This window comes from Amycolatopsis sp. NPDC004368, from assembly GCF_053602515.1.
Genome location: NZ_JBSGDT010000038.1, coordinates 52,264 through 74,206 on the forward strand (window position 1 = coordinate 52,264; position 21,943 = coordinate 74,206).

The window sequence follows — 21,943 nt, forward strand, 5'->3', positions numbered from 1 at the left end:
GCCCCGGCGTGGCCGTTCAGCGGCGCAAGCCGGCGTTGCCGTTCAGCGGCGAGATGCCGTCGCGGGATGGCAACGCCTCGTGAGTCCGACGGCAAGAGGCTTTGCCGCTGAGTGGCGAGTCGTTGCCCTTCAGTGGCAAGACGGCCTGCACCAGGAGATTCAGGCCTCGCCGAGCGTCTTCTGCAGCGCCTTGTTCGCCTTGCGCGCCATGTCGGCGACGGCTTCGCGGCGGGCGGCGTCCGCGGCGTAGTCGTCCTTGCGGTTGCGGACGACACGCGCGGGCGACCCCACCGCGATGGAGTACTCGGGGATGTCGCCGCGCACCACGGCGTGGGCGCCGAGCACGCAACCGCGGCCGACACGGGTTCCCTTGAGGACGCTGACCTTCGTGCCGAGCCACGTGTCGGGCCCGATGCGCACCGGCGACTTGACGATGCCCTGGTCCTTGATGGGCACGTGGATGTCGGCCGTCACGTGGTCGAAGTCGCAGATGTAGACCCAGTCGGCCACGAGGGTGGCCGCGCCGAGCTCGATGTCGAGGTAGCAGTTGATCACGTTCTGCCGCCCGAACACGGACTTGTCGCCGATGCGAAGGGACCCCTCGTGGCAGCGGATCGCGTTTCCGTCACCGATGTGGACCCAGCGACCGATCTCGAGGCGACCGTAACCGGGGCGGCAGTGGATCTCCACGTCCTTCCCGAGGAACACCATGCCGCGCAGGATGATGTGCGGGTTGGCGAGCCGGAACTTGAGCAGGCGGTAGTAACGCACGAGGTACCACGGCGTGTACGCCCGATTGCGCAGCACCCAACGCAGCGATTCGGCCGTCAGGAACTTCGCCTGGTGCGGGTCGCGCCGGGCCCGCCGCCAGGCGCGCACGCGGGACAACGCGGGCGCACCCCACATCGACGTCATGCCGATGACCGTAACCTGTGACGGGACGCCCGCCACAGGCAAGGGGAGCACGGATGGGGAGCAAGCTGATCATCGACACCGACCCCGGTGTCGACGACGCCTTCGCGATCGCGCTGGCCGCGGTCTCCGACGACGTCGAGCTGCTGGGGGTGACCACGGTCTTCGGCAATGTGCCCCTGACCAGCACCACCGCCAACGCCCGGCGCCTGCTCCAGCTGTGTGACCGCCCGGACGTGCCGGTCGCCGCCGGCGCCTCGCGGCCGCTGGTCCACCTGAGCAAGCGAGGTTCGGGCCACGTCCACGGCAGCGACGGCCTCTCGGGCCACGCGTCTTCCCTGCCCGAAGCGACGCGGCCGCTGGAGTCGCTCGACGCCGTGGGGCTGATGGTTTCGCTGCTGGAAGCGTCGGACGAACCGGTGACCATCGCGCCGATCGGCCCGCTCACCAACATCGCCGCGCTGCTCGCGGCGCACCCTGGCGTGAAGTCGAAGATCTCGCGCATCGTGCTGATGGGCGGGGGCGTCGCGCGCGGCAACAGCACGGCCGTCGCCGAGTTCAACGTCTGGGCGGACCCGGAGGCCGCGCGCCGCGTGATCGCCGAGGACGACGTGCCGTGCGTAATGGTGCCGCTCGACCTCACGCACCGCTGCGCTGTGGACAGCGCTTGGCTGGCGAAGCTCGCCGCGTCGGGGCCGTTGGGGCAGGTGCTCGAGTCGCTGACGCCTGATTACCTCGCGCACTACCGGCAGGTCCTGGGCTTCGACGGGATCGTGATGCACGACGCGGTGGCCGTCGCGGAGGCGATCAACCCGGGGATTCTCCAGACAGCGACTTATCCGGTGGACGTCGACGTGACCATGGGGCCCGCCCGGGGGATGACGCTCGTCGATCGCCGGGCAGTGGCGACGGATACGGGTGCAGCGGGGCGGCCGATCGAGGTGGCTGTCGATACGGATCTCGACGGGCTGCGTGAGTTCGTACTGTCGAGACTTGGCGGGGGTCGGTGATGGCGGGGCCGTCGTCGGGCGATTCGCAGTCGTCGCCGTTGGGTGGCGAGGGCGACGGAGCGGTGTCGCCGATTGGTGGCGATGGGCAGGTCGGGGGCGTTTCGCCGGTAGATGGCAACGGGGTTGCGAGCGCTGGGACGTCGCCGATCATTGGCGACGGCGAGGTCAACGACGTGTCGCCACTCAGTGGCGACAGCATGGCGGACGCCGGGACGCCGCCGATCGGCGACGCGGGCAAGGCTGCCGAGGTTTCGCCACTGGATGGCGACGAGCCGGTGGGCGCCGGCGTGTTGCCGCTCGATGGCGAAAGGCAGGCGGGCGTTTCTCCGTTGAGTGGCGACGACCAGACCATGGCAACGTCGCCGTTCACGGACGGTGTCGGGGAGGCATTCGGGTCGTCGCCTCGGGACGGCGAAGGCGCCATCGAAGCGCCGCCGCTCGACGGCGACGAGGAGTCCGGAACGTCGCCAGTCAGTGGCGACGGCCAGCTCACGCGGGATTTCTCGGCTCCGGTCGAGCCGTTGCCGCCGTTCTCCGCGGCGATGACCGAACATGGGTCGCCGCTGAGTGGCGACACCGGGGAGCCTCGAGGCGAGAAGCGGAAGTCTCGCAAGGGACGGGCGGCGGTCGTGGTTGCGGCGGTCGTCGTGGCGGTGGCGGCGCTGGTGGCGGCCGTGCAGTTCGCGCCGGGGTCGGAGCAGCCGGCGACGACGGCGGCTGTGGCCTCGTCGTCCGCACCGGCGCCTTCGGTAGCGGCGTCGAGTGCGGTGGTGCCGACGACTCAGCCGAACGTGCCGAAGCCGAGTGAGTTCGACGCGTGGGCGTCGAAGACGAGCCAGTGGCTGGACATCCCGCTGCGGGCGATGACCGGGTACGCGCAGGCGACCGTCACGCTCACGAAGGAACAACCAGCGTGCCACCTGTCGTGGGTGACGTTGGCGGCGATCGGCAAGATCGCGAGCGACCACGGGCGTGCGCAGGGCGACCAGGTCGGCACCAACGGCGTGCTGACCAAGCCCCTCGGCACGGTCGAGGTCCGCGACTTCTACGGTCACGTCGTGTCGACCGCCAACGCCTCCGGGCCGATGCAGCTGGCGCCGGCGGTGTGGTCGAAGTGGCAACGCAGCGCGTCGGGTGGCAAGCCCGATCCGCAGAACATCGACGACGCCGCGCTCACGGCGGGCCGCGCGCTGTGCGCCGGTGGCCGCGACCTGGCGACGGACTGGTGGAACGCCGTTTCGTCGCTGCAGGGCGCGCCCGTTTTGCTGCACCGGATTCTGGCGACGGTGAACGTCTACGGCACCGTCGGGCAGGGCAGCCAGGCGCCGAACCCCGCCGTGCTGAGCGCGGTCGACTTCGCGATCGACCAGATCGGCCTCCCCTACGTGTGGGGCGGCAACGGCAGCGGTGACCGCGACCCGGGCTTCGACTGCTCGGGCCTCACGACGGCCGCGTACGGCAGCGCAGGCGTGAAACTCATGCGCACGGCGGATACGCAGTTCCACAGCGTCCCTCACGTGAGTGAACCCCAGCTGGGTGACCTGATCTTCTATGGCGGACCGGCCACGAAGATCCATCACGTCGGTCTCTACATCGGCAACCAGCAGATGATCGACGCACCGCAGACGGGCCAGGCCGTGCAGGTGCACCCGTACCGCAAACCCGGCGACGACTACGCGGGCGCGGGGCGGCCGACGTCCTGATCAGCCTCGGGGCTTCCCGCACGGGCGGCGAGGGCCGAAAATGACGCGCTTCGACCTGTGGTCCGCTGCTGGCTTCGCCTCGTTCGTTCCGACTCCCGATGAGGAATTCGAGCTATGCGCGCCAGCCTTCGTGCCGGCCTGAAGACGGCACTCAAGAACCGCGACCGCGTCGCCACCACCGCCCTGCGCGCGGCGCTGGCGGCGATCGACAACGCCGAAGCTGTGCCGGTTGATCAGCCGCTCTCCACCGCGAGCGGGACGGAACACGTCGTGGGCGCGGCGTTGGGCGTGGGCGCCGCGGAGGCCGCGCGTCGTGAGCTGAGCGATGCCGATGTGCGAGCGATCGTCGAGAACGAGGTCGTGGAGCGCGCTACGGCTGCCGCCGAGTACGCGGGATTGGGTCGGGCTGAGGCGGCCGAGCGGTTGCAGGCGGAGGCCGAGGTGCTGACGTCGTACCTGGACGACTGAGTTCAGTGACGGTCGTCTTTGCCGAAAGCCGGCGTTGCCTCGGTGTCGCCGGTTTTCGGCAACGGCCTGGGTTGGTGGCGCGCCCGGGACGCCGTCGTCACGCAGGGGCGAAGGGCCGCTCGCCGGTACGCCCGGCGGAGCGCCGCCGTTCATCGGCGAGGGGTGGTCGGCAGCGAAGGCTGGCGGGGTCGCCGTTCAGGGGCAAGGCACGGCCAGCCGCAGATCGGCCCCACCGTGCTCGTACTGGCGTAGGTAAGTGGCGATGGTGCCGGTGGTCGACGGCCGACTGGGTGTGGATCCGACGGCCACGGTGGACTGCGCCACGAATTCGGCGAGCGGACGCTTTCCGAAGGGTTGCGGCGGGAGAACACGAACATCCGCGCCACCACCGTGAACCCAGGCACTCATTCCGAGCTCGCCGACCAGGGCGGCTCCGAGACAATGCGGTGACACGCGGCGAGTCAACGGCTGGGTATCCAGGCTTCTGCCGCTGGGACGCCATCGCCCACCCGCCGCCAGCCAGCCGGCGGCGGGTGGGGACGCGAACGAGATCGTGGTGCGGCCGACCGCGCAGACCCAAGTGGACGGTGGCCCGGCGCGGTGGGACCGGTCGTGCCGAGTTCCGCCCGAGGCAGACGGAACTCGGCACCACAAACGGATCCCAGGCCTCACGCGAGGGAAGCGGCCAGCTCCTCCAGCATGTCCATCTGCTCCTGCATGCCACCCTCCATACCCGACTCGATGATGGCGTCGCGGACTTCACGGCTGCCCGTCTCCATGAGGATCGACAGGCTGGTGCGTCCGCCGGAGCCGGTGAAGGTCGTGGTGGTGATGGCGGCATCCTCGTCGGAGGTGCCGGGGGTTTCGTAGACCTCGGTGCTGACGATGCGTTCCTCGGGAACGATCTCGCGGTATTCACCGTGGAACGCGACCTCGAAGCCGCCGTTGGCGTCGAGGACGTAGCGCCACTTGCCGCCGACGCGCAGGTCGATCTCGACGAGGCGCATGGTGCCGCGGCGGCCCGCCCAGAAACGTTTGACCAGGTCAGGCGTGGTCCACGCGCGGTAGACGAGATGCCGCGGGGCGGCGAACTCGCGGGTGATCAGGATCTGGTCATCGGCCGGCAGCGTCACTTTCGCCGTGCCCGTCGTCGTCTCGGTCATGGTCGCTCTCCTCGCCTGTCGATGGGTTTTCGGTGCGTTCGAGGTCCTCCAGCACGGAGTCCAGCAGCTCGAACCGCTCTTCCCAGGAGCGTTCGAACTGCCGCACCCAGTCGTGGATCGGTTTCAGGGCGCGGCCGTTGAGCCGGTACAAGCGCTGACGTCCTTCGTCCCGGACGTCGACCGCGCCCACTTCGCGCAGCACGCGCAGGTGCTTCGACACCTGCGGCTGCCCCATGCCGAGCAGCCGCACGAGGTCGTTGACCGGGTACTCGCCACGGGCGAGCACGTCGAGGATTTCCCGCCGCCGGGGTTCGGCCACGGCGTTGAACACGTCGGTCGTCGTCGCTGCTCGTGCCACGACGCCTATCGTATTCCCATATGGGTATGTGTCAAGAGGAGGCCGGGCGGGCGCGGACGTGGAACCGCTCCCCCTGTGGTCCGAAAAGGGCGAGGACCTCGCACGGCACGTCGCCGGGGTTGCCGAACCAATGCGGAACGTGCGTGTCGAATTCCACGACTTCACCCGGTTTGAGGATCACGTCGTGCTCGCCGAGGACGAGCCGCAACTGTCCGGAGAGGACGTAGGCCCATTCGTATCCCTCGTGGACGCGCGGGTCGGGGTCAGTGTCAGGCCAGTGGGGCGGGAAAATCTGCTTGTACGCGCGCAAACCACCGGGCCGGCGCGTGAGGGGCAAGAACGTGACGCCGTGCCGGACGAAGGAGTGCGTGCGCAGGCGCGGATCGCTCGTCGGCGCGGTGCCGACGAGTTCGTCGAGCGGCACCTGGTGGGCGCGCGCGAGGGCGAGCAGCAGTTCGAGCGTCGGCTTGCGTTGGCCGGATTCGAGGCGTGAAAGCGTGCTCACCGAGATGCCCGTGGTCTCCGACAGCTGCGCGAGCGTCGCGTTGTTCTGCTGGCGCAGCGCGCGCAGCCGAGGGCCCACCGATTCGAGGACGCCGTCGACGTCCGGGAGTTCACCGTCCATGTCTCCATTTGCTACTTCGGCAAATGCATTTGTCAAGTCGGCGAGTTGTGCGGATAGTCCGAGGGGAGGGACGAACTACAGGAGGAACCAGGTGAACGAGAACTACGACGTCGTGGTGGTCGGCGGCGGTGCCGCGGGCCTCAGCGGCGCGGTGGCGCTGGCGCGCTCCCGGCGTTCCGTGCTGGTGGTGGACGCCGGCGAGCCGCGCAACGCCCCCGCCGGCCACGTGCACAACTATCTCGCCCGCGAGAGCACGCCGCCCGCGCAGCTGCTGGCGGCGGGGCGTGAGGAGGTCATCGGGTACGGGGGCGAGATCGTGGCCGGCGCGGTGACGTCGACCGTCGCGCTGGACCGTGGCGGGTTCGCCGTCGAGCTGGCCGACGGGCGGACCACGCGGGCGCGTCGCCTCCTGGTGGCGACGGGGCTCGTCGACGAGCTGCCCGACGTGCCGGGCGTCGCGCAGCGGTGGGGCCGCGACGTGCTGCACTGCCCGTACTGCCACGGCTGGGAGGCGCGCGACCAGGCGATCGGCGTGCTGGCGACGAATCCGATGGCCGTGCACCAGGCGCTGATGTGGCGGCAGCTGTCGGACGACGTCGTCGTTTTCCGGCACACGTCTTCGTTCGACGCGGAGCAGCTCGACCAGCTGGCGGCGCGCGGGATCCGGGTTGTGGACGGCGAGGTGTCGGCGTTGCGGGTGGAGGACGACGTGCTCACCGGTGTGTTTCTGAGTTCCGGCGAGGTGGTGGCGCGGGAGGCAATCGTGGTCGCGCCGCGGTTCACGGCGCGGGCGGACGTGCTGGTGTCGCTGGGCTTGAAGCCGGTGGAGCTGGAGGTGGACGGGCACGTGATCGGCAGTTCGGTGCCCGCCGACGCGACCGGTGCCACCACGGTGCCGGGGGTGTGGGTGGCGGGGAACGTCACCGACATGAAGTCGCAGGTCGTGGTGTCGGCGGCGGCGGGGCTGACGGCCGGCGCGGCGATCAACGGTGATCTCGTGGCCGAGGACGTACGGCGTGCGCGCGAGCCGTTCGCGCACGAAATGGAACGACGGGTCGCCGCGATGGTCAGCGGCACGACGAAGCACGGGGTTGCGACGATGGCCGAGCAGCACGAGGAAGTCCCGTTCGACCAGGAATCCTGGGACGAGCGGTACCGGTCGAAGCCCGCGATCTGGAGCGGGCGGCCCAACGAGCAGCTCGTGACGGAGGCCGCCGACCTCCGGCCGGGCAGCGCGCTCGACGCCGGCTGCGGCGAAGGCGGCGACGCGGTGTGGCTCGCGCAGAACGGCTGGCGCGTGACGGCCGCCGACTTCGCGGCCACGGCCCTGGACCGGGGTGCGGCGCAGGCGACCTCGCTCGGGCTGGCCGACCGGATCAGGTGGCTGACGACCGATCTGACAACGTGGGTTCCGGATGAGAAGTACGACCTGGTGACGTCACACTTCCTACACCTGCCGACGGCCCAGCGCACGCCGATCTTCGCGCGGCTCGCGGACGCGGTGGCGCCGGGAGGGACGTTGCTGATCGTCGGCCACCACCCGACGGACGTGCACGGCGCCGCGCATCGGCCGAATGTGCCGGACATGTTCTTCTTGGCGGAGGACGTCGCGCGGACGCTGGATTCGTCGTGGGAGTCGGTGGTGACCGAGGCCCGGGATCGGACGACTGTGATCGAGGGGCACGAGGTGTCCATTCGCGACACGGTGTTGGTGGCGCGGAAGCGGTGATTTCTCTGGCCGGGCGCCTGTTGCCGTTGGGTGGCGACGGGTGTCCGGCTGGGGCCGGCGGTGGCCGAGGTTTGACCAGTGGGTGGTAACGAATGCCGTCTGGGGCTGTCGGGCGTAGCTGTGCCTTCAGCCACTTGGCGGCAATAGCTTTCCGCCTGGGGCTGACAGCGGTAGCTGCAGTTTGACGGCGGTGGCGCCTCGGACTCGGCGGCGCGGTCCAGGACCCGGCCAGAGGGCATGACCTCGCACCAGCGGAGAACCCCAGGTAGAACTCCACAGTCTCGCTGATCGGGATCACGAGACATCCGAATGGCGTATGGCCCGAGTCACATTATTGGTCTATACCATTTGGACAAGGTTTTCCCGCTCTTCAGGTCCCCGCTGTGGAGGTTTCACCATGAGGCTCCCCTCTCCCCGGAAGTTGATTGCCGCGTTGGGCGGTGTGCTGGCGGTGGCGGCTGGCGTGACGGCTGTGCCGGCGGCGAATGCGAGTGTGGCAGCGGCCGGGTCGCCCGTACCGGTGGCGCCGTACGTGGACATGGGGGCGTGGCCGACGCCCGTGTTGTCGACGATGGCGGCGAAGGGGGGCGTGAAGGGCTTCACGCTCGGGTTTGTGACCGGGGCCGGGTGCAAGGCGAGTTGGTTCAACGCCTACGACCCGCGGTCGGCGTGGCAAGCCGGTGAGATCGCCAAGATTCGAGCCGGTGGTGGGGACGTGAAGGTGTCCTTCGGGGGTGCCTCCGGCATTGAACTCGCGCAGGCGTGCAGCAGTGTGTCGTCGTTGGCGGCGGAGTACGACGCGGTGGTGAAGGCCTACGGGCTCAAGTACATCGACGTCGACATCGAAGGGGCTGCGGTGGCGGACACCGCGTCGATCCAGAGGCGGTCGCAGGCACTGAAAACGGTGCAGAACAACAATCCTGGTCTCAAGATCTCGTTGACGTTGCCGGTACTACCGAACGGGCTCGACAGCAACGGGCTGGGCGTGGTCAACGCCGCCAAGGCGGCGGGGTTGAACCTGGACCTGGTCAACGTGATGGCGATGGACTACTACCAGGGCGCGGGTGACCAGGGCGCCAAGGCGATCTCCGCGGCGAAGGCGACGCAGGCGCAGCTCAAGTCCATCTTCGGGCTGTCGGACGCGGCGGCCTGGAAGAAGGTGGGGCTGACACCGATGCTGGGGGTGAACGACTCGCAGAACGAGATCTTCTACCAGAAGGACGCGACCGCGGTGGTGAACTTCGCGACGAGCGTGCACCTGGGGATGCTGGCGTTCTGGGAAGCCGGACGGGATGCGAACGCGTGCACCGGGGCGCTTTACCGGTGCACCAACGTTTCGCAGCAGCCGTATGAGTTCTCGAAGATTTTCGCCGGGTACAACGGCTGATCGGCAACGCCCGGGTGTCCACGAAGGACACCCGGGCGCCGAGAACGCTCAGGGCAGGTAGTACATCGGGTTCGGCAGCTTGACCGGGTGGTCGGCGTAGCCGCCCTCGAGGTCGCTGAACTGGTCGCCGAGGTTGAGCACGATGTGGGCACCCGTCGCCTGGATGTGGGCGCGGGTGCCGGACTTGTACTGGATCGTCGTGCAGGTCAGGCCGCACGGCAGGTAGTCGGGCGCGGTGCCGGCGGGCTTGAAGAAGGCGCCCGCCGGGGCCGGGTAGCCCTCGCCCGCCAGGTTCTTCAGCGACTGCGGGCCCTGGGCAGTGCTGCGGCCCGTCAGGAAGTAGACCTTCACACCGCGTTGCGCGGCCCAGTTGGCCAGCTGCAGCACGGGCTTGTTGGCCACGAACGTCCCGTTGTCGATCGCCTGCTGTTGCTTCACCGGGTCGAAGCCGAAGTCGTTGTCGGCTTCCCAGCCGTAGGTGACCTCGGAGGTGTCATCGACGTCGAGGACGATCGCGGGGTTCTTGACCTTGCCGAGTTTCTGCGTGAGGTAACGCTTCGCATCCGCGACGATGCGCTGGGTGTCGGTGGCGAAGCGGCTGGTCTCGGAGAACTGGTGCTTGCCCGACGCGTCGAGGTAGTCGCCGTAGTAGGCCTTCACGTCGTTCTTGACCTGGCCGATGTTCGCCGGTTCGCGCCCGTGAGCGGCGGTCACGGCGTTGGAGCCGGCCAGCGCGGTCGCACCACCGGCGACGGTGGCGCCGATCGCCGCGGCGGCGGCGAGCTTGAGCAGGACGGGAAAACGGGACACGGCGAACCCCTCCAAGGTGAACATCAGATTAAGTGCGCCCGAAATCTACGCCACCTCAGGCGTCAGGAGAACCCTCCGAAGGGATGCGTTCGGCCTGGCAGACGAACGCCACCGGTGACCGGCCGATGCGCGTGAGCACCACAGTGGACTCGGCCGCCCCACGCGGTTTCAGACGGCGGCGCAGGGCGTCTGGGTCGACGTCCAGACCGCGCACGAGGATCTCCAACCGCCCGATGTCCAGGCGTTTCACCGTGGCCCGCAGGGCCTTTTCGCTGTACGGCCCGTGCTCCAGCACCCGGAACGCGCGTACGCCCGGCGGCGGGGTGTCCCCCGTGAGGTAGGCGATGCGTTCGTCGAGTTGCCATAGCCCGTGACGCGCGGCGTAGTGGCGCACGAGGCCCGCGCGCACGACGGCGCCGTCCGGATCGACGATCCACTCCCCCGGCGCCCGCGCCGGCAGGTCGTCCGGGTCGGTGTCGACGACCGTCCACTGAGTACCGTCCGAACGCAACACCGTGGCCCGCCGGGAAACCGGCGAGTCGAGACCACGCCACAGGCTAGCCTCGCGCACCGCGCCGTCGAGAGACACCAGTTCCACTTCCGACGCCCACGGCGCGATGGCGAAATCCAGTCCTGGCGCGCACTTCACCGACAGGGTTCGCCCGGGGTACGCCTCGACGAGCTCGTCCAGCGGCGGCAGGAAGTCGGCCGGTTTCCACGTGCGTCGCCCGGCCGAGTCGCGGCGGGCCGGGTCGGCGACCACCACCGTGTCGCGGCTGACCGGACGCAGGGCATCGGCCTGCGCCACGAAAACGCCGGGGACGTTGTGGCGCGCCATCTCCAGCCGGACGCGGTCCACATCGGACCCCAACACGCGGGTGGCCACCCGCGCGAGCTCCACCAGGTCGGCGCCGACCGAGCACGTCACGTCGTGCACGACACGACCGGTCAGGCGAGACGCGCGGTGCCTCGCCACCAGAGTGGCACTCGCTTGCTGCAGGGCCTCGCCGGTGAACAGCCACGAACCGGCGTCAGCCAGTTTCGAAGAGGATTTCCGCCGCAGCACCACCGTTTCCAGCACCGCCGCGGCGAACCGCTCCCCCACCGCGCGTCGCACGGCCGCGACGTCGGTGATGCGGGAAGCGTCCGTCAGCGGCAGCGCCGCGCACTCGGCGAGCGCCGCCCGTCCCGCGTCGGAGCGCAGGAAGGCGACGTCGTCGAGTGAGAAACCGTAGGCCAACTCAGGACGGCCGCTTGGTCCCGGTGATCATCACGTTGTAGAAGAGCTCACGCGGCAGCACCTTGGAGAGCACCTTCTTGTCCAAAGCGGACAGCCGCAGCCACAGGTGGTAGGCGAACATGCGCCAGCGCACCGTGAGCTTCTCGGCCGGCACGGCCGCTTCGAACGTGCGGATCGGCCAACCGGCCAGCGCCGCCGAGAACTCGTCGGTGACGGCGCGCACGTCCTGCGCACCGGCGCCACGGGCCATCGCCTCGAGCTCCGACGGGTCGAACGTGTGGATGTCCACCACGGCTTCCAGCGCCGCCGCCCGCGACGATTCGTCCAGTTCGGACTGCGGCCGCCGCCAGCCGTTCAACGCCGGCAGCTTCGTGACGCGCGTGGTGAGGTACCAGGTGATCTGGCCCAGCTTGCGCGCGTAGAAGTCACCGACCTTCGTCGGCTCGCCCGCGAACACGAACCGCCCGCCCGGCTTCAGCACGCGCAGCACCTCGCCGAACGCCTGGCGCACGTCGGGGATGTGGTGCAGCACGGCGTGGCCCACCACGAGGTCGAAAGTGTTGTCCTCGTACGGGATCCGCTCGGCGTCGGCCACGCGGCCATCGACGTCGAGGCCCAGCTTCTCGGCGTTGCGCAGCGCCACCTGCACCATGCCGGGCGACAGGTCGGTGACGGAGCCCTTTTTCGCGACGCCGCCCTGCATCAGGTTCAGCAGGAAGAACCCGGTGCCACTGCCCAGTTCCATGGCGTGGGTATAGGGCTGGCCGTCTTCACCCGCGACGGCGTTGAACACGTCGGTGGCGTAGGAGATGCAGCGCTCGTCGTACGAGATCGACCACTTCTCGTCGTACGTCCCGGCTTCCCAGTCGTGGTAGAGCACGTTGGCGAGCTTCGGGTCGTCGTAGGCCGCCTTGACCTCGTCGGCCGTGGCGTGCGGGTTCGGGGCCGGGTCGGTCACCGCCCTCACTTCCCCTCGAAGGTGGCCTTGCCGGGGCCGTTCTCCACAAAGGACTTCATGCCGTTCTTCTGGTCCTCGGTGGCCCACAGCGCGGTGAACAGCTGCGTCTCGATCTTCAGGCCGGTGGCGAGGTCGACGTCAAGACCCGAGTCGATGGCGGCCTTCGCGGCCTTCAGCGCCACGGCGGGACCGTTCGCGAACTGCGCGGCCCACTTGTGCGCGGCGGCGTACACGTCGTCCGGCGCCACGACCTCGTCGACGATGCCGAGCTTCAGCGCTTCGTCGGCCTTCACGAACCGGCCGGTGAACACCAGGTCCTTGGTCTTGCTCGGGCCGATCAGGCGCGCGAGGCGCTGCGTGCCGCCGGCGCCCGGGATGATGCCGAGCTGGATCTCCGGCTGGCCGACCTTCACGTTGTCGCCCGCCACGCGCCAGTCGGCGGTGAGCGCGAGCTCCAGGCCGCCACCGAGCGCGTAACCCGTGATGGCCGCGACGACCGGCTTCGGGATGGCCGCGACCAGCGAGCACGACGCCGTGAGCTCGGCGCCGAACTTCGAGATCTCGGGGTAGGTGCGGTTGCCCATCTCCTTGATGTCCGCACCGCCGGCGAAGGTCTTCTCGCCGCCGTAGAGGATCACCGCGCGCACGTCTTCGCGGTTCGCGGCCTCGCGCGCGGCGTCGGCGAGCTCGGTCTGCAGCTGGTTGTTGATCGCGTTGACCGGCGGCCGGTTCAGCCGGATCGTGCCGACTCCGCCTTCAACTTCCAGGTTGACGAACTCTCCCACGCCACTTCCTCCTCGTCGACGAACTGCCGCCCACGCTACCGGCCGGTACGGACAATCTACCGGCGGCGGGCGAAGAACCGCTCGCCCGAACGCTGGAGCACCAGGTCCTGGTCGAACGTCTTGGACAGGTTCTCGCTCGTGATCACGTCGTCCATCAGGCCCCCGACCACCGCGTGCCCGTCGCGCAGCAGCAACGCGTGGGTGAAGCCCGGCGGGATCTCCTCGACGTGGTGCGTGACGAGGACCATGGCCGGCGCGTCGGGGTCCATCGCGAGGTCGGACAACCGCGCGACGAGGTCCTCGCGCCCGCCCAGGTCGAGGCCGGCGGCCGGCTCGTCGAGCAGCAGCAGCTCGGGGTCGGTCATCAGCGACCGCGCGATCAGCACGCGCTTGCGCTCGCCTTCCGACAGCGTGCCGAACGTGCGCTTCGCCATGTGCGCGATGCCGAGCGTGCCCAGCAGCTCGGCCGCGCGGTCGAGGTCGAGGCTGTCGTAGGCCTCGCGCCAGCGGCCCATCACGGCGTAGCCGGCGCTCACCACCACGTCTTCCACTCGCTCGTCGCCGGGGATGCGCTGGGCGATGGCGGCGGAGGTGAAACCGATGCGGGGACGCAGGTCGAAGATGTTCACGCGGCCGATGCGGTCGCCGAGCAGGTCGACGGTGCCGGCGGTCGGGTGCAGCTCCGCCGCGGCCAGCCGCAGCAGCGTCGTCTTGCCCGCGCCGTTGGGCCCGAGCACGACCCACCGTTCGTCGAGTTCGACGCTCCAGTCGAGGTCCGCGAGAAGGTCGTTTCCGCTCCGGCGGACGCCGACACCGGACATCCGCACCACGAGGTCGTTCAGGTCGCTGGGCAGGCTCGGCTCGCTCACGGGCCCATTGTGGCCGCCCACGCGCGCGCGTCCGCACCCGCCCGGGGTTGACATCGCGCGAGGGTCCAGCGGATGAGACGACGCAGCGTACAAACGGCGGGTTGTGGCACGATCGGTGACGTGTCCAGGTCCGCGTCCGCCGCCCTCCCCGCAGCCCGGGGATCGTTCTGGCGCCGGCGCACGATCGACCTGCTCCTCGTGGCCTCGTGCGGGTGTAGCCGGGCGCGGCACGCCTGCTGAACTGCGGGTTTCGTGTCGCGCTGTGCCGTTCGCCAGCCGTCACCCCTGATTGAGGAGCACCCGCGTTGACCACGTCGATCACCCGTCCCGACTTCGAGATCCACCCGCGGCTCACTGATCCCCTGCTGCCGCAGCTGCTGCAGCCCGAACGCCTGCTGTGGACGCCGCGTGAGCTGGCCGACCTGACGAAGACCGTGACCACCGAGCTCACGTCGAGCCTGCGCGAGGTGCTGCGGTTCGACGAGGACCGCCGCTGGTGGGCGCGGCTCGCGCTGACCGACGGGCTGGAGCTGTGGCTGCTGTCGTGGCTGCCCGGGCAGCGGACGAAGCCGCACGACCACGGCGGCGCGGCCGGTTCGTTCACCGTGTTGCAGGGCGAGCTGGGTGAGGAGTACCGCTATCCCGGTGGGCCGATCCGCCGCCGCACGCACTCGGCGGGCGAGGGCATCGGCTTCGGCGCCGGGCGCGCGCACCAGGTCACCGGGCTCGGCGACCGGCCGGCGGCGAGCGTGCACGCGTATTCGCCGCCGCTGGTGCCCACGCGCGAGTACACGACGCTGGCCGACGTGCCCAGCGAGATCCCACCTCTGCCGGTCATACTCGGCCGATGAGCTCGATCGACGATTTCCTCGCCGACGCCCGGTCGTCGCTGGACCGCGTCTCGCCTTCGCGTGCTGCCGCTCTGCAGGCTTCGGGTGCGCTGATCGTGGACATCCGGCCGCACGCCAACCGCGCTGCCGAGGGCGAGATCCCCGGCGCGGTGGTGGTGGAGCGGATCCACCTGGAGTGGCGGCTGGCGCCGGACAGCGATCACCGGCTGTCGGGTGTGACCACCGACACGACGGCGATCGTGGTGTGCAACGAGGGCTATTCGTCGAGCTTGGCGGCGGCGGATCTGCAGCGGCTGGGGTTGAAGAACGCCACGGATCTGGCGGGTGGGTTCAGGGCTTGGGCGGAGGCGGGGTTGCCGGTTGTGGAAGGTGGGTCGCCGGCGGTTCCGTGAGCGCTGCGGGGTGTTCGGCGCCGGCCGGCCGTTCGGCGAGAACGATCCAGTAGCGCCGCACGGGGCCGTACCGGGTGTCCCGGACCTCTTCGAAGACGCCACCGGCTCGCTCGATGGTTTTCGCCGACGCGGTGTTGCCCGGTTCGCACACCAGCAGCACTCGGTCCAGACCGAGGGCCCGCGCCTCGTCGGCCATGCGGCCCAGCGCCCACCCGGCGAGTCCGCGCCCGCGGGCCGTCGGCCGGATGCCGAAGCCGAGGTGCCCGGCCCACTCGACGTGGTCGTCGGGCCCGCGCCGCAAGGCGATGCCGCCGAGGACCCGGCCGCCCTCGACGATCCAGCGGTACGTCGTGTCGCGCGCCTCGCCGGCCAGCCGCGCCACCCACGCCGCGAACCCGGCGGGCGACGCGACATCGTCGGCCGGTGCCAGCCCGAAGCCGTCTTCGTGCCGGCCGGGGCCCCACTCGGCGTGGGCGTCGAGCCAGGCGGCGTGCAGCCGCGCGGTGGGTGCGACCAGTTCCGGCATCAGGCGAGGACCACGCGGGCCAGCTCGGCCGGGCTCGCCAGGAGCGGGTGTTTCGGCAGGACCCGCACGGTGTAGCCGACCGAGCCCGCGCGCGGCAGGCGCAGGGAGGCCGCGAACGCGCCGATGCCGTCTTCGTGCATGGGGACCGTGACGGTGTCGGTGAGTTCGTCGCCGTCGCCCAGCTGGCCGACCACGGCCTGGATGTCCACTTCGGACGGGTCGAGGCCGGCGAGGTCGATGCGGGCGCGCACGGTGACCTCGGCGCCGACGACCAAGCGGGAAGCGTGGTCGTAGAGCAGCTCGGAGTCGAAGATCCGCACGCGCGGCCACGAGACCTCGAGCTTGGTGCGGTAGTCGGCCAGCGAGAGGGCGCCGGCGTAACCCCGGTCGACGGCCGCGGCGACCATGCGGGATGCCGGGAGGTAGCCGGAGTCCACGTACTCGCGGACCATCCGTGAGGCCTGCACGCGGGGGCCGAGCGTCTCCAGCGTGTGCCAGACCATCGACAGCCAGCCGGCGGGGACGCCCGAGGAATCCGTGTCGTAGTAGAGCGGCGCGATCTGCTGGCCGAGCAGGTCGTACAGCGCGGCGGCTTCGAGGTCGTCGCGGCGCAGGGGGTCGGTGACGCCGTCGGCGGTGGGGATGGCCCAGCCGTTGGAGCCGTCGTAGCACTCGTCCCACCAGCCGTCGCGGATGGAGAGGTTCAGGCCGCCGTTCAGCGCCGATTTCATGCCCGACGTGCCGCACGCCTCCAGCGGCCGCACGGGGTTGTTGAGCCACACGTCGCAGCCGCGGTAGAGGTAGCGGGCCATGGACATGTCGTAGTCGGGCAGGAAGACGATGCGGTGGCGCACGGCGGGATCGTCGACGAAGCGCACGATCTGCTGGATCAGCTGCTTGCCGTTCTCGTCGGCGGGGTGCGACTTGCCGCCGATCACGATCTGGATCGGGCGCTTCTCGTCGAGCAGCAGCGCGCGCAGGCGATCCGGGTCGCGCAGCATGAGGGTGAGCCGCTTGTACGTGGGCACGCGGCGGGCGAAGCCGACGGTCAGCACGTCCGGGTCGAAGACGCGCTCGGTCCAGCCCAGCTCCAGTGCCGACGCGCCACGCTGCATCCACGCGGCCCGCACGCGGCGGCGGACCTCCGCGACGAGCTTCTCCCGCAGCTCGCGGCGCAGCTCCCACAACTGCTGGTCGGTGACGCCGTCGCGCAGCGAGCTGCCCGGCGTGCGGCCCTCGTGGCCGAACTCGTCGTGGTTGCCGCCCAGCAGCGCGCTCAGCTCGCGCGCGACCCAGGTGGGCCCGTGCACGCCGTTGGTGATCGACGAGACCGGCACCTCGTCGTCGTCGAAACCGGGCCACAGGCGGGAGAACATGCGCCGGGTGACGCGGCCGTGCAGCTCCGAGACGCCGTTGGCGCGCTGGGCGAGCCGCAGCCCCATGTGGGCCATGTTGAACAGGCCGGGGTTGTCCTCGGCGCCGAGCTGCAGCACGCGGCGCACGTCGATGTCGGGCACGAGCCGGCCGTCGGAGAAGTAGCGCTGCACGAGGTCGACGGGGAAGCGGTCGATGCCCGCGCTCACCGGCGTGTGGGTGGTGAAGACCGTGCCCGCGCGCACGGCCGGGAGTGCCTCGTCGAAGCCGAGGCGGTCGGTCTGGATGATCTCGCGGGCGCGTTCGAGGCCGAGGAATCCGGCGTGGCCCTCGTTGGTGTGGAACACGTTCGGCTGCGGGCGCCCGGTGAGCTCGCAGAACTTCCGCACGGCCCGGAACCCGCCGATGCCGGCGAGGATCTCCTGCCGGATGCGGTGGTCGGCGTCACCGCCGTAGAGGCGGTCGGTGACCGGGCGCAGGTCCTCGTCGTTGGCCTCGATGTCGGTGTCGAGCAGCAGCAACGGGATGCGGCCCACGCGGGCGCGCCAGATCTGCGCGCGCAGCGTGCGTCCGCCCGGCATGGCGACCTCGACGAGCACGGCCTGCCCGTCCTCGGTGACCAGTTCGAGCGGGAACGCGTTGGGGTCGATCACCGGGTAGTGCTCGACCTGCCAGCCGTCGAGCGACAGGCTCTGGCGAAAGTAGCCCGACCGGTAGAGCAGCCCTACTCCGACCATCGGCACGCCGAGGTCCGACGCCGCCTTCAGGTGGTCGCCCGCGAGCACGCCCAGGCCGCCCGAGTAGTTGGGCAGGGCCTCGGTGACGCCGAACTCCATCGAGAAGTAGGCGACCGCCGCGGGCAGGCCTTCGTCGGTGCGGCGCTGGTACCAGCGCGGCTCGGTGAGGTACTGCTCCAGGCCGGCCGCGGCTTCGCGGGTGCGGCGCAGGAAATCCTCGTCCACCGACAGCTCCCGCAGCCGCTCCGGCGGCAGGGCGGTGAGCATCCGCAACGGGTCGCGGATGGCGTTGAAGAGCTCGGCGTCCATCGACGCGAACAGGTCGCGGGTCGGTGGGTGCCACGTCCAGCGCAGGTTCGTCGCGAGCGCACCGAGGCCCGCGAGCGATTCCGGCAAGCTGGCTCGGACGGTGAACCGGCGGACAGCACGCATGGTCAGCGACCATATCGGGCCCGGGCGCCGGTCGCGCGTGACCCGTTCGGGGATAACGCCCACACGGAGCACACCCGCTGGGTAGGGTCCCGGGCGTGATGAGGCGAGGGGGAGCGCTGCTGGCGCTCGCGGTGGTGGCGGCGCTGGGCGGCGCGGCGGCGTGCGGAAGCGGTTCGGCCGGACCGGTCACGCCCGGGGCCGGCAACGTCGCGGGGCTGCCCGTGACCCACTTCGACAGCGGCCTCAAGCGCGGCGCGCCGAGGCCGAACCTGACGGTGAAGAACGCCGAAGGCGGCCAGGACGACCAGCTCGCGACGGCGGCGATCGCTGACGTCGAGGCCTACTGGAGCGAGGCGCTGCCGACCGACTTCGGGCAGGACTTCAAGCCCGTGACGTCGCTGCTGTCCTACGACTCGCACACCGACACCGAGGAAACGGCGTGCGGCAGTGTGAAGAAGCTCGTGAACGCGTTCTACTGCTCGGCCGACGACTCGGTGGCGTGGGACCGCGGCGTGCTGCTGCCGATGCTGCGCCAGCGCTTCGGGCCGATGTCGGTGGTCACCGTGCTGGCGCACGAGTTCGGCCACGCGATCCAGTACCGGCTCGGGTCGAAGGCGGGCATCACGAAGAGCACGCCGAGCGTGGTCAAGGAACAGCAGGCCGACTGCTTCGCGGGCAGCTACTTCCGCTGGGTGGCCGAGGGCAAGAGCGAGTACTACCAGGTGTCGACCGCCGAAGGCCTGGACCAGATCATGGCCGCGATGTTCTTCATCCGCGACCAGGCCGGCACGAGCGGCACCGACCGGCAGGCGCACGGCACGGCGTTCGACCGCACCTTCGCGTTCCAGTCGGGCTTCGAGAAGGGCCCCAACGAGTGCGCGGGCATGAACGCGCAGAACGTGCAGGCGCGGCTCACCGAACGGCCGTTCGACAGCGGTGACAAGGGCAAGGGCGACGCGAAGATCTCGTCGCAGACGCTGGCAGTGCTGAAGAAGAGCCTCGACTCGGCGTTCGGCGGGGCGGGGGTGAAGGCACCCGAGATCGTGCCCGGGAACGGCAGCTGCTCGGGTGGACCGTCGACGCCGCCCGCTTCGTACTGCCCGGCGGACAACACCGTGAACATCGACGTCTCGCGGCTGACCGAGCTGGCGCAGCCCGTGGACGAGGAAGCCGAGGCGGCCGGGCAGAAGAGCACGGGGCTGGGTGACTTCGCGGCGTTCGCGGAGGTTGCGTCGCGGTACGCGATGGGGATCCAGAAGGGCGTGGGGGCGTCGCTGGACAACCCGAACGCCGGGCTGCGCACGTCGTGCCTCGTGGGCGCGTGGGCCGCGGTCACGAGCAAGCCGGGACCGCTGCGGCTCTCGGCCGGCGACCTCGACGAGGCGATCGCCGACCTGCTGCGGCCCGACGGCCTGGTGTCGGCCGACGTGAACGGCAAGCGCCCCGACAGCGGCTTCGACCGGGTCGAGTCGTTGCGGCGGGGGTATCTCGAGGGTTCTTCGGTCTGTTCGAAGCAGTACGGCTAGAACCCGGGTGCGACCCAGGTCGCGCCGGTGTCGTCGGCCAGCAGGCGGTCGAGCAGCCCTCGGGCGGACGCTTCCGGGGTGATCAGGACGCCGTTCTCGTGCGCGTCGATGAAACCACGGCGGACGGATTCGGCGAGGCCGCGGTCTTCGCGGATGTCGGCCTGCATCGCCGTGTCGACCATGCCCGGCTGGTAGATGTTCACGGTCACGCCGGTGCCCGCCAGCTCTGCGGCGAGGTTGAGGCTGTGGGCCTTGAGGGCGGCTTTGGTCGTGGTGTAGGCGTTGCCACCGATGAGCGAGCCGGGGTGGGTGGCCGCGCCGCTGGAGACGTTGACGATCCGGCCCCAGCCGCGGGCCAGCATGCCGGGCAGCACGCCGACGGTGAGCCGGACCGGCGCGGTGAGGTTGACCGCGATCGCGGTGGTGAAGTCGGCCGGGTCGGCCTCGGCCGTCGGCGCGACGGGACGGGTGACGGCCGCGTTGTTGACCAGCACGTCGACCGGGCCGGCCTCGTGCACGAGCGCGGCGATCTCGACGGCGTCGCCGAGGTCCGCGGGCAGGACGCGGGTGGGGCCGGCGGCGAGCTCGGCCGTCTGCTCGAGCTCGGCCTCGGAGCGGGCGACGAGGAGGACTTCGGCACCGCGTTCGGCGAGCCCGAGGGCGACGGCGCGGCCGAGTCCTCGTCCGGCGCCGGTGACGAGGGCGGTTTTTCCGTTCAGGCTGCTCACGGGTTCGAGATTAGCGCGTCATGATCGTCTCGGCGCCGAACGGCGAAAGGCCCCCGAGTGGTGAAGTGGGCCCCGAAAGTTGGACTCGGTAATTGAGAGTCTAGGCAGCGAGGGTCTGGGTCCGGTATTGCACCGGGCTCAGGCCCTCGCAGTGTGTGTGGCCTCGGCCGGTGTTGAACCAGGTGATGTAGTCATCCAGCGCGGCGGTGAAGGCGTCGATGCCGAGGTAGCGGGTGTGGTGGAACATCTCTTCCTTGAGGTGGCCGAAAGAGCTTTCCATGACCGTGTTGTCGTAGCAGTTGGCCTTGCGTGACATCGATGGTGTCGCTCCCGCCGTGGTCAACAGGTGCTGCCAGGACTGGTGCTGATACTGGAATCCCTGGTCAGAGTGCACGAGTGGTGTCTGGCCCTGGTCCAGAATCGCCAGAGCATCACGCAAGCACGAGGTGGTGAGTTCCAGGTTGGGCGAGGTGCTGACCGAGTAGGAGATGATCTGCCGGTCGAACAGGTCCATCACCGGCGAGAGATAGACCTTGCGGTCGCAGACGCGGAACTCGGTGATGTCGGTGACCCACTTCTGGTTCGGGGCGGTCGCGGTGAACTCCCGGTTCAGCACGTTGTCAGCGGCCTTGCCGACCATGCCCTGGTAGGAGACATAGCGCCGCCGGCGGCGGATCAGGCAAACCAGCTTCAGCTCGCGCATCAGCGTGAGCACGGTCTTCTTCGCGACCTGCCAGCCAGCTTTGCGCAGCTCACGATGCACGACCCGATGCCCTCGGCGCCGGTTCTCCTCGAAGGTGGCGGTGATCGCTTCCTTCAGCTCGGCCCGGGGATCGGGCCGATTCAGGCGGGCCTGGTGGTAGAAGAACCTCGACCGGGCCAGCCCCGCGGCAGCGAGCAGGTGCTCAAGGGAGTGTTCGGCCTTGAGGGACACGACAGCGCGGACCTTCACCGCGGCCGGCGTTCGCTCAAGGCCCGCACTTTTCCCAGGAAAGCGATCTCTGCTTGGAGCCGGGCGTTCTCCTGGCGCAGCCGATCCAGCTCGCTGTCCCGCTCAGGGGCACTATCGGCAGTGCCCGGCGGCCTGCCTCCGGGCTTCGGGCGCAGTCCGTCCTCGCCCTCGCGCCGATAGACCCGGGCCCACGTCCTGAGCAATACCGGAGACGACAACCCCAGCTCAGTGGCCAGCTGGGCGGCCAGCTCTCCGGACAGGAAACGCTGCACCGCCAGAAGCTTGAACTCGAACGAGTACGACGCCTTGCTGCACTTGCTCACCAGCGCAAGCCTGCCATGCATCTTCCATCGTCGATACAGCTTCTGCACTGGCCAGCGGGACACCCCATCGACCTCGCTGTCGAGG

At 70.0% G+C, this 21,943-nt stretch carries 22 protein-coding genes; 8 read left to right on the forward strand and 14 right to left on the reverse strand.

Annotated features, from left to right (window positions below; genetic code table 11):
* Nucleotides 1-159: 159 nt before the first annotated feature.
* Nucleotides 160-915: an acyltransferase gene (locus tag ACWEOE_RS35185; RefSeq protein WP_452016934.1), complete on the reverse strand. Its 756-nt coding sequence runs from the start codon at nt 913-915 to the stop codon at nt 160-162.
* Nucleotides 916-968: 53 nt separating this feature from the next.
* Here ACWEOE_RS35185 and ACWEOE_RS35190 point away from each other — a divergent pair, with 53 nt between their 5' ends.
* The 3 genes from ACWEOE_RS35190 (at nt 969) to ACWEOE_RS35200 (ending at nt 4,093) form a co-directional block, all read left to right on the forward strand.
* Nucleotides 969-1,922 (forward strand): nucleoside hydrolase, encoded by a 954-nt coding sequence (locus ACWEOE_RS35190; RefSeq protein WP_452016936.1) that lies wholly within the window; start codon nt 969-971, stop codon nt 1,920-1,922.
* 542 nt (nt 1,923-2,464) lie between these two features.
* Nucleotides 2,465-3,625, forward strand: a complete 1,161-nt coding sequence (locus ACWEOE_RS35195; RefSeq protein ID WP_452016972.1) for a C40 family peptidase — start codon at nt 2,465-2,467, stop codon at nt 3,623-3,625.
* A 114-nt stretch (nt 3,626-3,739) separates the two neighbouring features.
* Nucleotides 3,740-4,093 carry a GatB/YqeY domain-containing protein gene (locus ACWEOE_RS35200; RefSeq protein WP_452016938.1) on the forward strand — a complete coding sequence of 118 codons (354 nt, stop codon included), beginning with the start codon at nt 3,740-3,742 and terminating at the stop codon, nt 4,091-4,093.
* Between the two features lie 668 nt (nt 4,094-4,761).
* Here the strand turns inward: ACWEOE_RS35200 and ACWEOE_RS35205 are convergent.
* From ACWEOE_RS35205 to ACWEOE_RS35215, 3 genes are read right to left on the reverse strand one after another with little or no spacing between them, the layout of a single operon-like run.
* Nucleotides 4,762-5,256, reverse strand: coding sequence for an SRPBCC family protein (locus tag ACWEOE_RS35205; protein WP_452016940.1), 495 nt, complete (start codon nt 5,254-5,256; stop codon nt 4,762-4,764).
* A complete protein-coding gene (locus ACWEOE_RS35210; RefSeq protein WP_452016942.1) occupies nt 5,207-5,614 on the reverse strand; it encodes an ArsR/SmtB family transcription factor in 408 nt (135 codons plus the stop codon). The genes ACWEOE_RS35205 and ACWEOE_RS35210 overlap by 50 nt, the downstream gene beginning before the upstream one ends.
* A gap of 31 nt (nt 5,615-5,645) precedes the next feature.
* Nucleotides 5,646-6,239 (reverse strand): helix-turn-helix domain-containing protein, encoded by a 594-nt coding sequence (locus ACWEOE_RS35215; RefSeq protein ID WP_452016944.1) that lies wholly within the window; start codon nt 6,237-6,239, stop codon nt 5,646-5,648.
* 91 nt (nt 6,240-6,330) lie between these two features.
* Between ACWEOE_RS35215 and ACWEOE_RS35220 the strand changes: the two genes are divergently transcribed.
* Nucleotides 6,331-7,968, forward strand: a complete 1,638-nt coding sequence (locus ACWEOE_RS35220; protein WP_452016946.1) for an FAD-dependent oxidoreductase — start codon at nt 6,331-6,333, stop codon at nt 7,966-7,968.
* Between the two features lie 463 nt (nt 7,969-8,431).
* Nucleotides 8,432-9,355 (forward strand): chitinase, encoded by a 924-nt coding sequence (locus ACWEOE_RS35225; protein WP_452016948.1) that lies wholly within the window; start codon nt 8,432-8,434, stop codon nt 9,353-9,355.
* A 48-nt stretch (nt 9,356-9,403) separates the two neighbouring features.
* Here ACWEOE_RS35225 and ACWEOE_RS35230 read toward each other — a convergent pair whose 3' ends face one another.
* Genes ACWEOE_RS35230 through ACWEOE_RS35250 form a run of 5 tightly spaced genes read right to left on the reverse strand, consistent with a single transcriptional unit; the run spans nt 9,404 to nt 14,017 of the window.
* A complete protein-coding gene (locus ACWEOE_RS35230; protein ID WP_452016974.1) occupies nt 9,404-10,165 on the reverse strand; it encodes an HAD family acid phosphatase in 762 nt (253 codons plus the stop codon).
* A gap of 55 nt (nt 10,166-10,220) precedes the next feature.
* The gene (locus tag ACWEOE_RS35235) at nt 10,221-11,405 is read right to left on the reverse strand and encodes a THUMP-like domain-containing protein (protein WP_452016950.1); all 1,185 of its coding nucleotides are present in this window, start codon (nt 11,403-11,405) and stop codon (nt 10,221-10,223) included.
* A gap of 1 nt (nt 11,406) precedes the next feature.
* Nucleotides 11,407-12,372, reverse strand: a complete 966-nt coding sequence (locus tag ACWEOE_RS35240) for a class I SAM-dependent methyltransferase (RefSeq protein WP_452016952.1) — start codon at nt 12,370-12,372, stop codon at nt 11,407-11,409.
* Nucleotides 12,369-13,148: an enoyl-CoA hydratase/isomerase family protein gene (locus ACWEOE_RS35245; RefSeq protein WP_452016954.1), complete on the reverse strand. Its 780-nt coding sequence runs from the start codon at nt 13,146-13,148 to the stop codon at nt 12,369-12,371. The genes ACWEOE_RS35240 and ACWEOE_RS35245 overlap by 4 nt, the downstream gene beginning before the upstream one ends.
* Nucleotides 13,149-13,204: 56 nt before the next feature.
* Nucleotides 13,205-14,017, reverse strand: coding sequence for an ABC transporter ATP-binding protein (locus tag ACWEOE_RS35250; protein ID WP_452016956.1), 813 nt, complete (start codon nt 14,015-14,017; stop codon nt 13,205-13,207).
* A 305-nt stretch (nt 14,018-14,322) separates the two neighbouring features.
* Between ACWEOE_RS35250 and ACWEOE_RS35255 the strand changes: the two genes are divergently transcribed.
* Together ACWEOE_RS35255 and ACWEOE_RS35260 are read left to right on the forward strand one after the other, a co-directional pair.
* Nucleotides 14,323-14,868 carry a cysteine dioxygenase gene (locus tag ACWEOE_RS35255; protein ID WP_452016958.1) on the forward strand — a complete coding sequence of 182 codons (546 nt, stop codon included), beginning with the start codon at nt 14,323-14,325 and terminating at the stop codon, nt 14,866-14,868.
* Nucleotides 14,865-15,260: a rhodanese-like domain-containing protein gene (locus ACWEOE_RS35260; protein WP_452016960.1), complete on the forward strand. Its 396-nt coding sequence runs from the start codon at nt 14,865-14,867 to the stop codon at nt 15,258-15,260. Before ACWEOE_RS35255 ends, ACWEOE_RS35260 begins: the two co-directional genes overlap by 4 nt.
* Here the strand turns inward: ACWEOE_RS35260 and ACWEOE_RS35265 are convergent.
* A complete protein-coding gene (locus ACWEOE_RS35265) occupies nt 15,199-15,786 on the reverse strand; it encodes a GNAT family N-acetyltransferase (RefSeq protein ID WP_452016962.1) in 588 nt (195 codons plus the stop codon). The two genes, ACWEOE_RS35260 and ACWEOE_RS35265, sit on opposite strands and share 62 nt — an antisense overlap.
* Entirely contained in the window at nt 15,786-18,329 is a 2,544-nt protein-coding gene (gene glgP, locus ACWEOE_RS35270; RefSeq protein WP_452016964.1) for an alpha-glucan family phosphorylase, read from the reverse strand. The genes ACWEOE_RS35265 and glgP overlap by 1 nt, the downstream gene beginning before the upstream one ends.
* Before the next feature lie 98 nt (nt 18,330-18,427).
* Here glgP and ACWEOE_RS35275 point away from each other — a divergent pair, with 98 nt between their 5' ends.
* Nucleotides 18,428-19,855: a neutral zinc metallopeptidase gene (locus ACWEOE_RS35275; protein WP_452016976.1), complete on the forward strand. Its 1,428-nt coding sequence runs from the start codon at nt 18,428-18,430 to the stop codon at nt 19,853-19,855.
* On the opposite strand, the gene ACWEOE_RS35280 is transcribed toward ACWEOE_RS35275, so the two are convergent.
* From ACWEOE_RS35280 to ACWEOE_RS35290, 3 genes are all read right to left on the reverse strand, one after another.
* Nucleotides 19,852-20,583 carry an SDR family NAD(P)-dependent oxidoreductase gene (locus ACWEOE_RS35280; RefSeq protein WP_452016966.1) on the reverse strand — a complete coding sequence of 244 codons (732 nt, stop codon included), beginning with the start codon at nt 20,581-20,583 and terminating at the stop codon, nt 19,852-19,854. The two genes, ACWEOE_RS35275 and ACWEOE_RS35280, sit on opposite strands and share 4 nt — an antisense overlap.
* A 100-nt stretch (nt 20,584-20,683) precedes the next feature.
* Nucleotides 20,684-21,517, reverse strand: a complete 834-nt coding sequence (locus ACWEOE_RS35285; protein WP_452016968.1) for an IS3 family transposase — start codon at nt 21,515-21,517, stop codon at nt 20,684-20,686.
* A 14-nt stretch (nt 21,518-21,531) separates the two neighbouring features.
* The coding region (locus ACWEOE_RS35290) for a transposase (RefSeq protein ID WP_452016970.1) at nt 21,532-21,943 on the reverse strand (412 nt) is incomplete at its 5' end.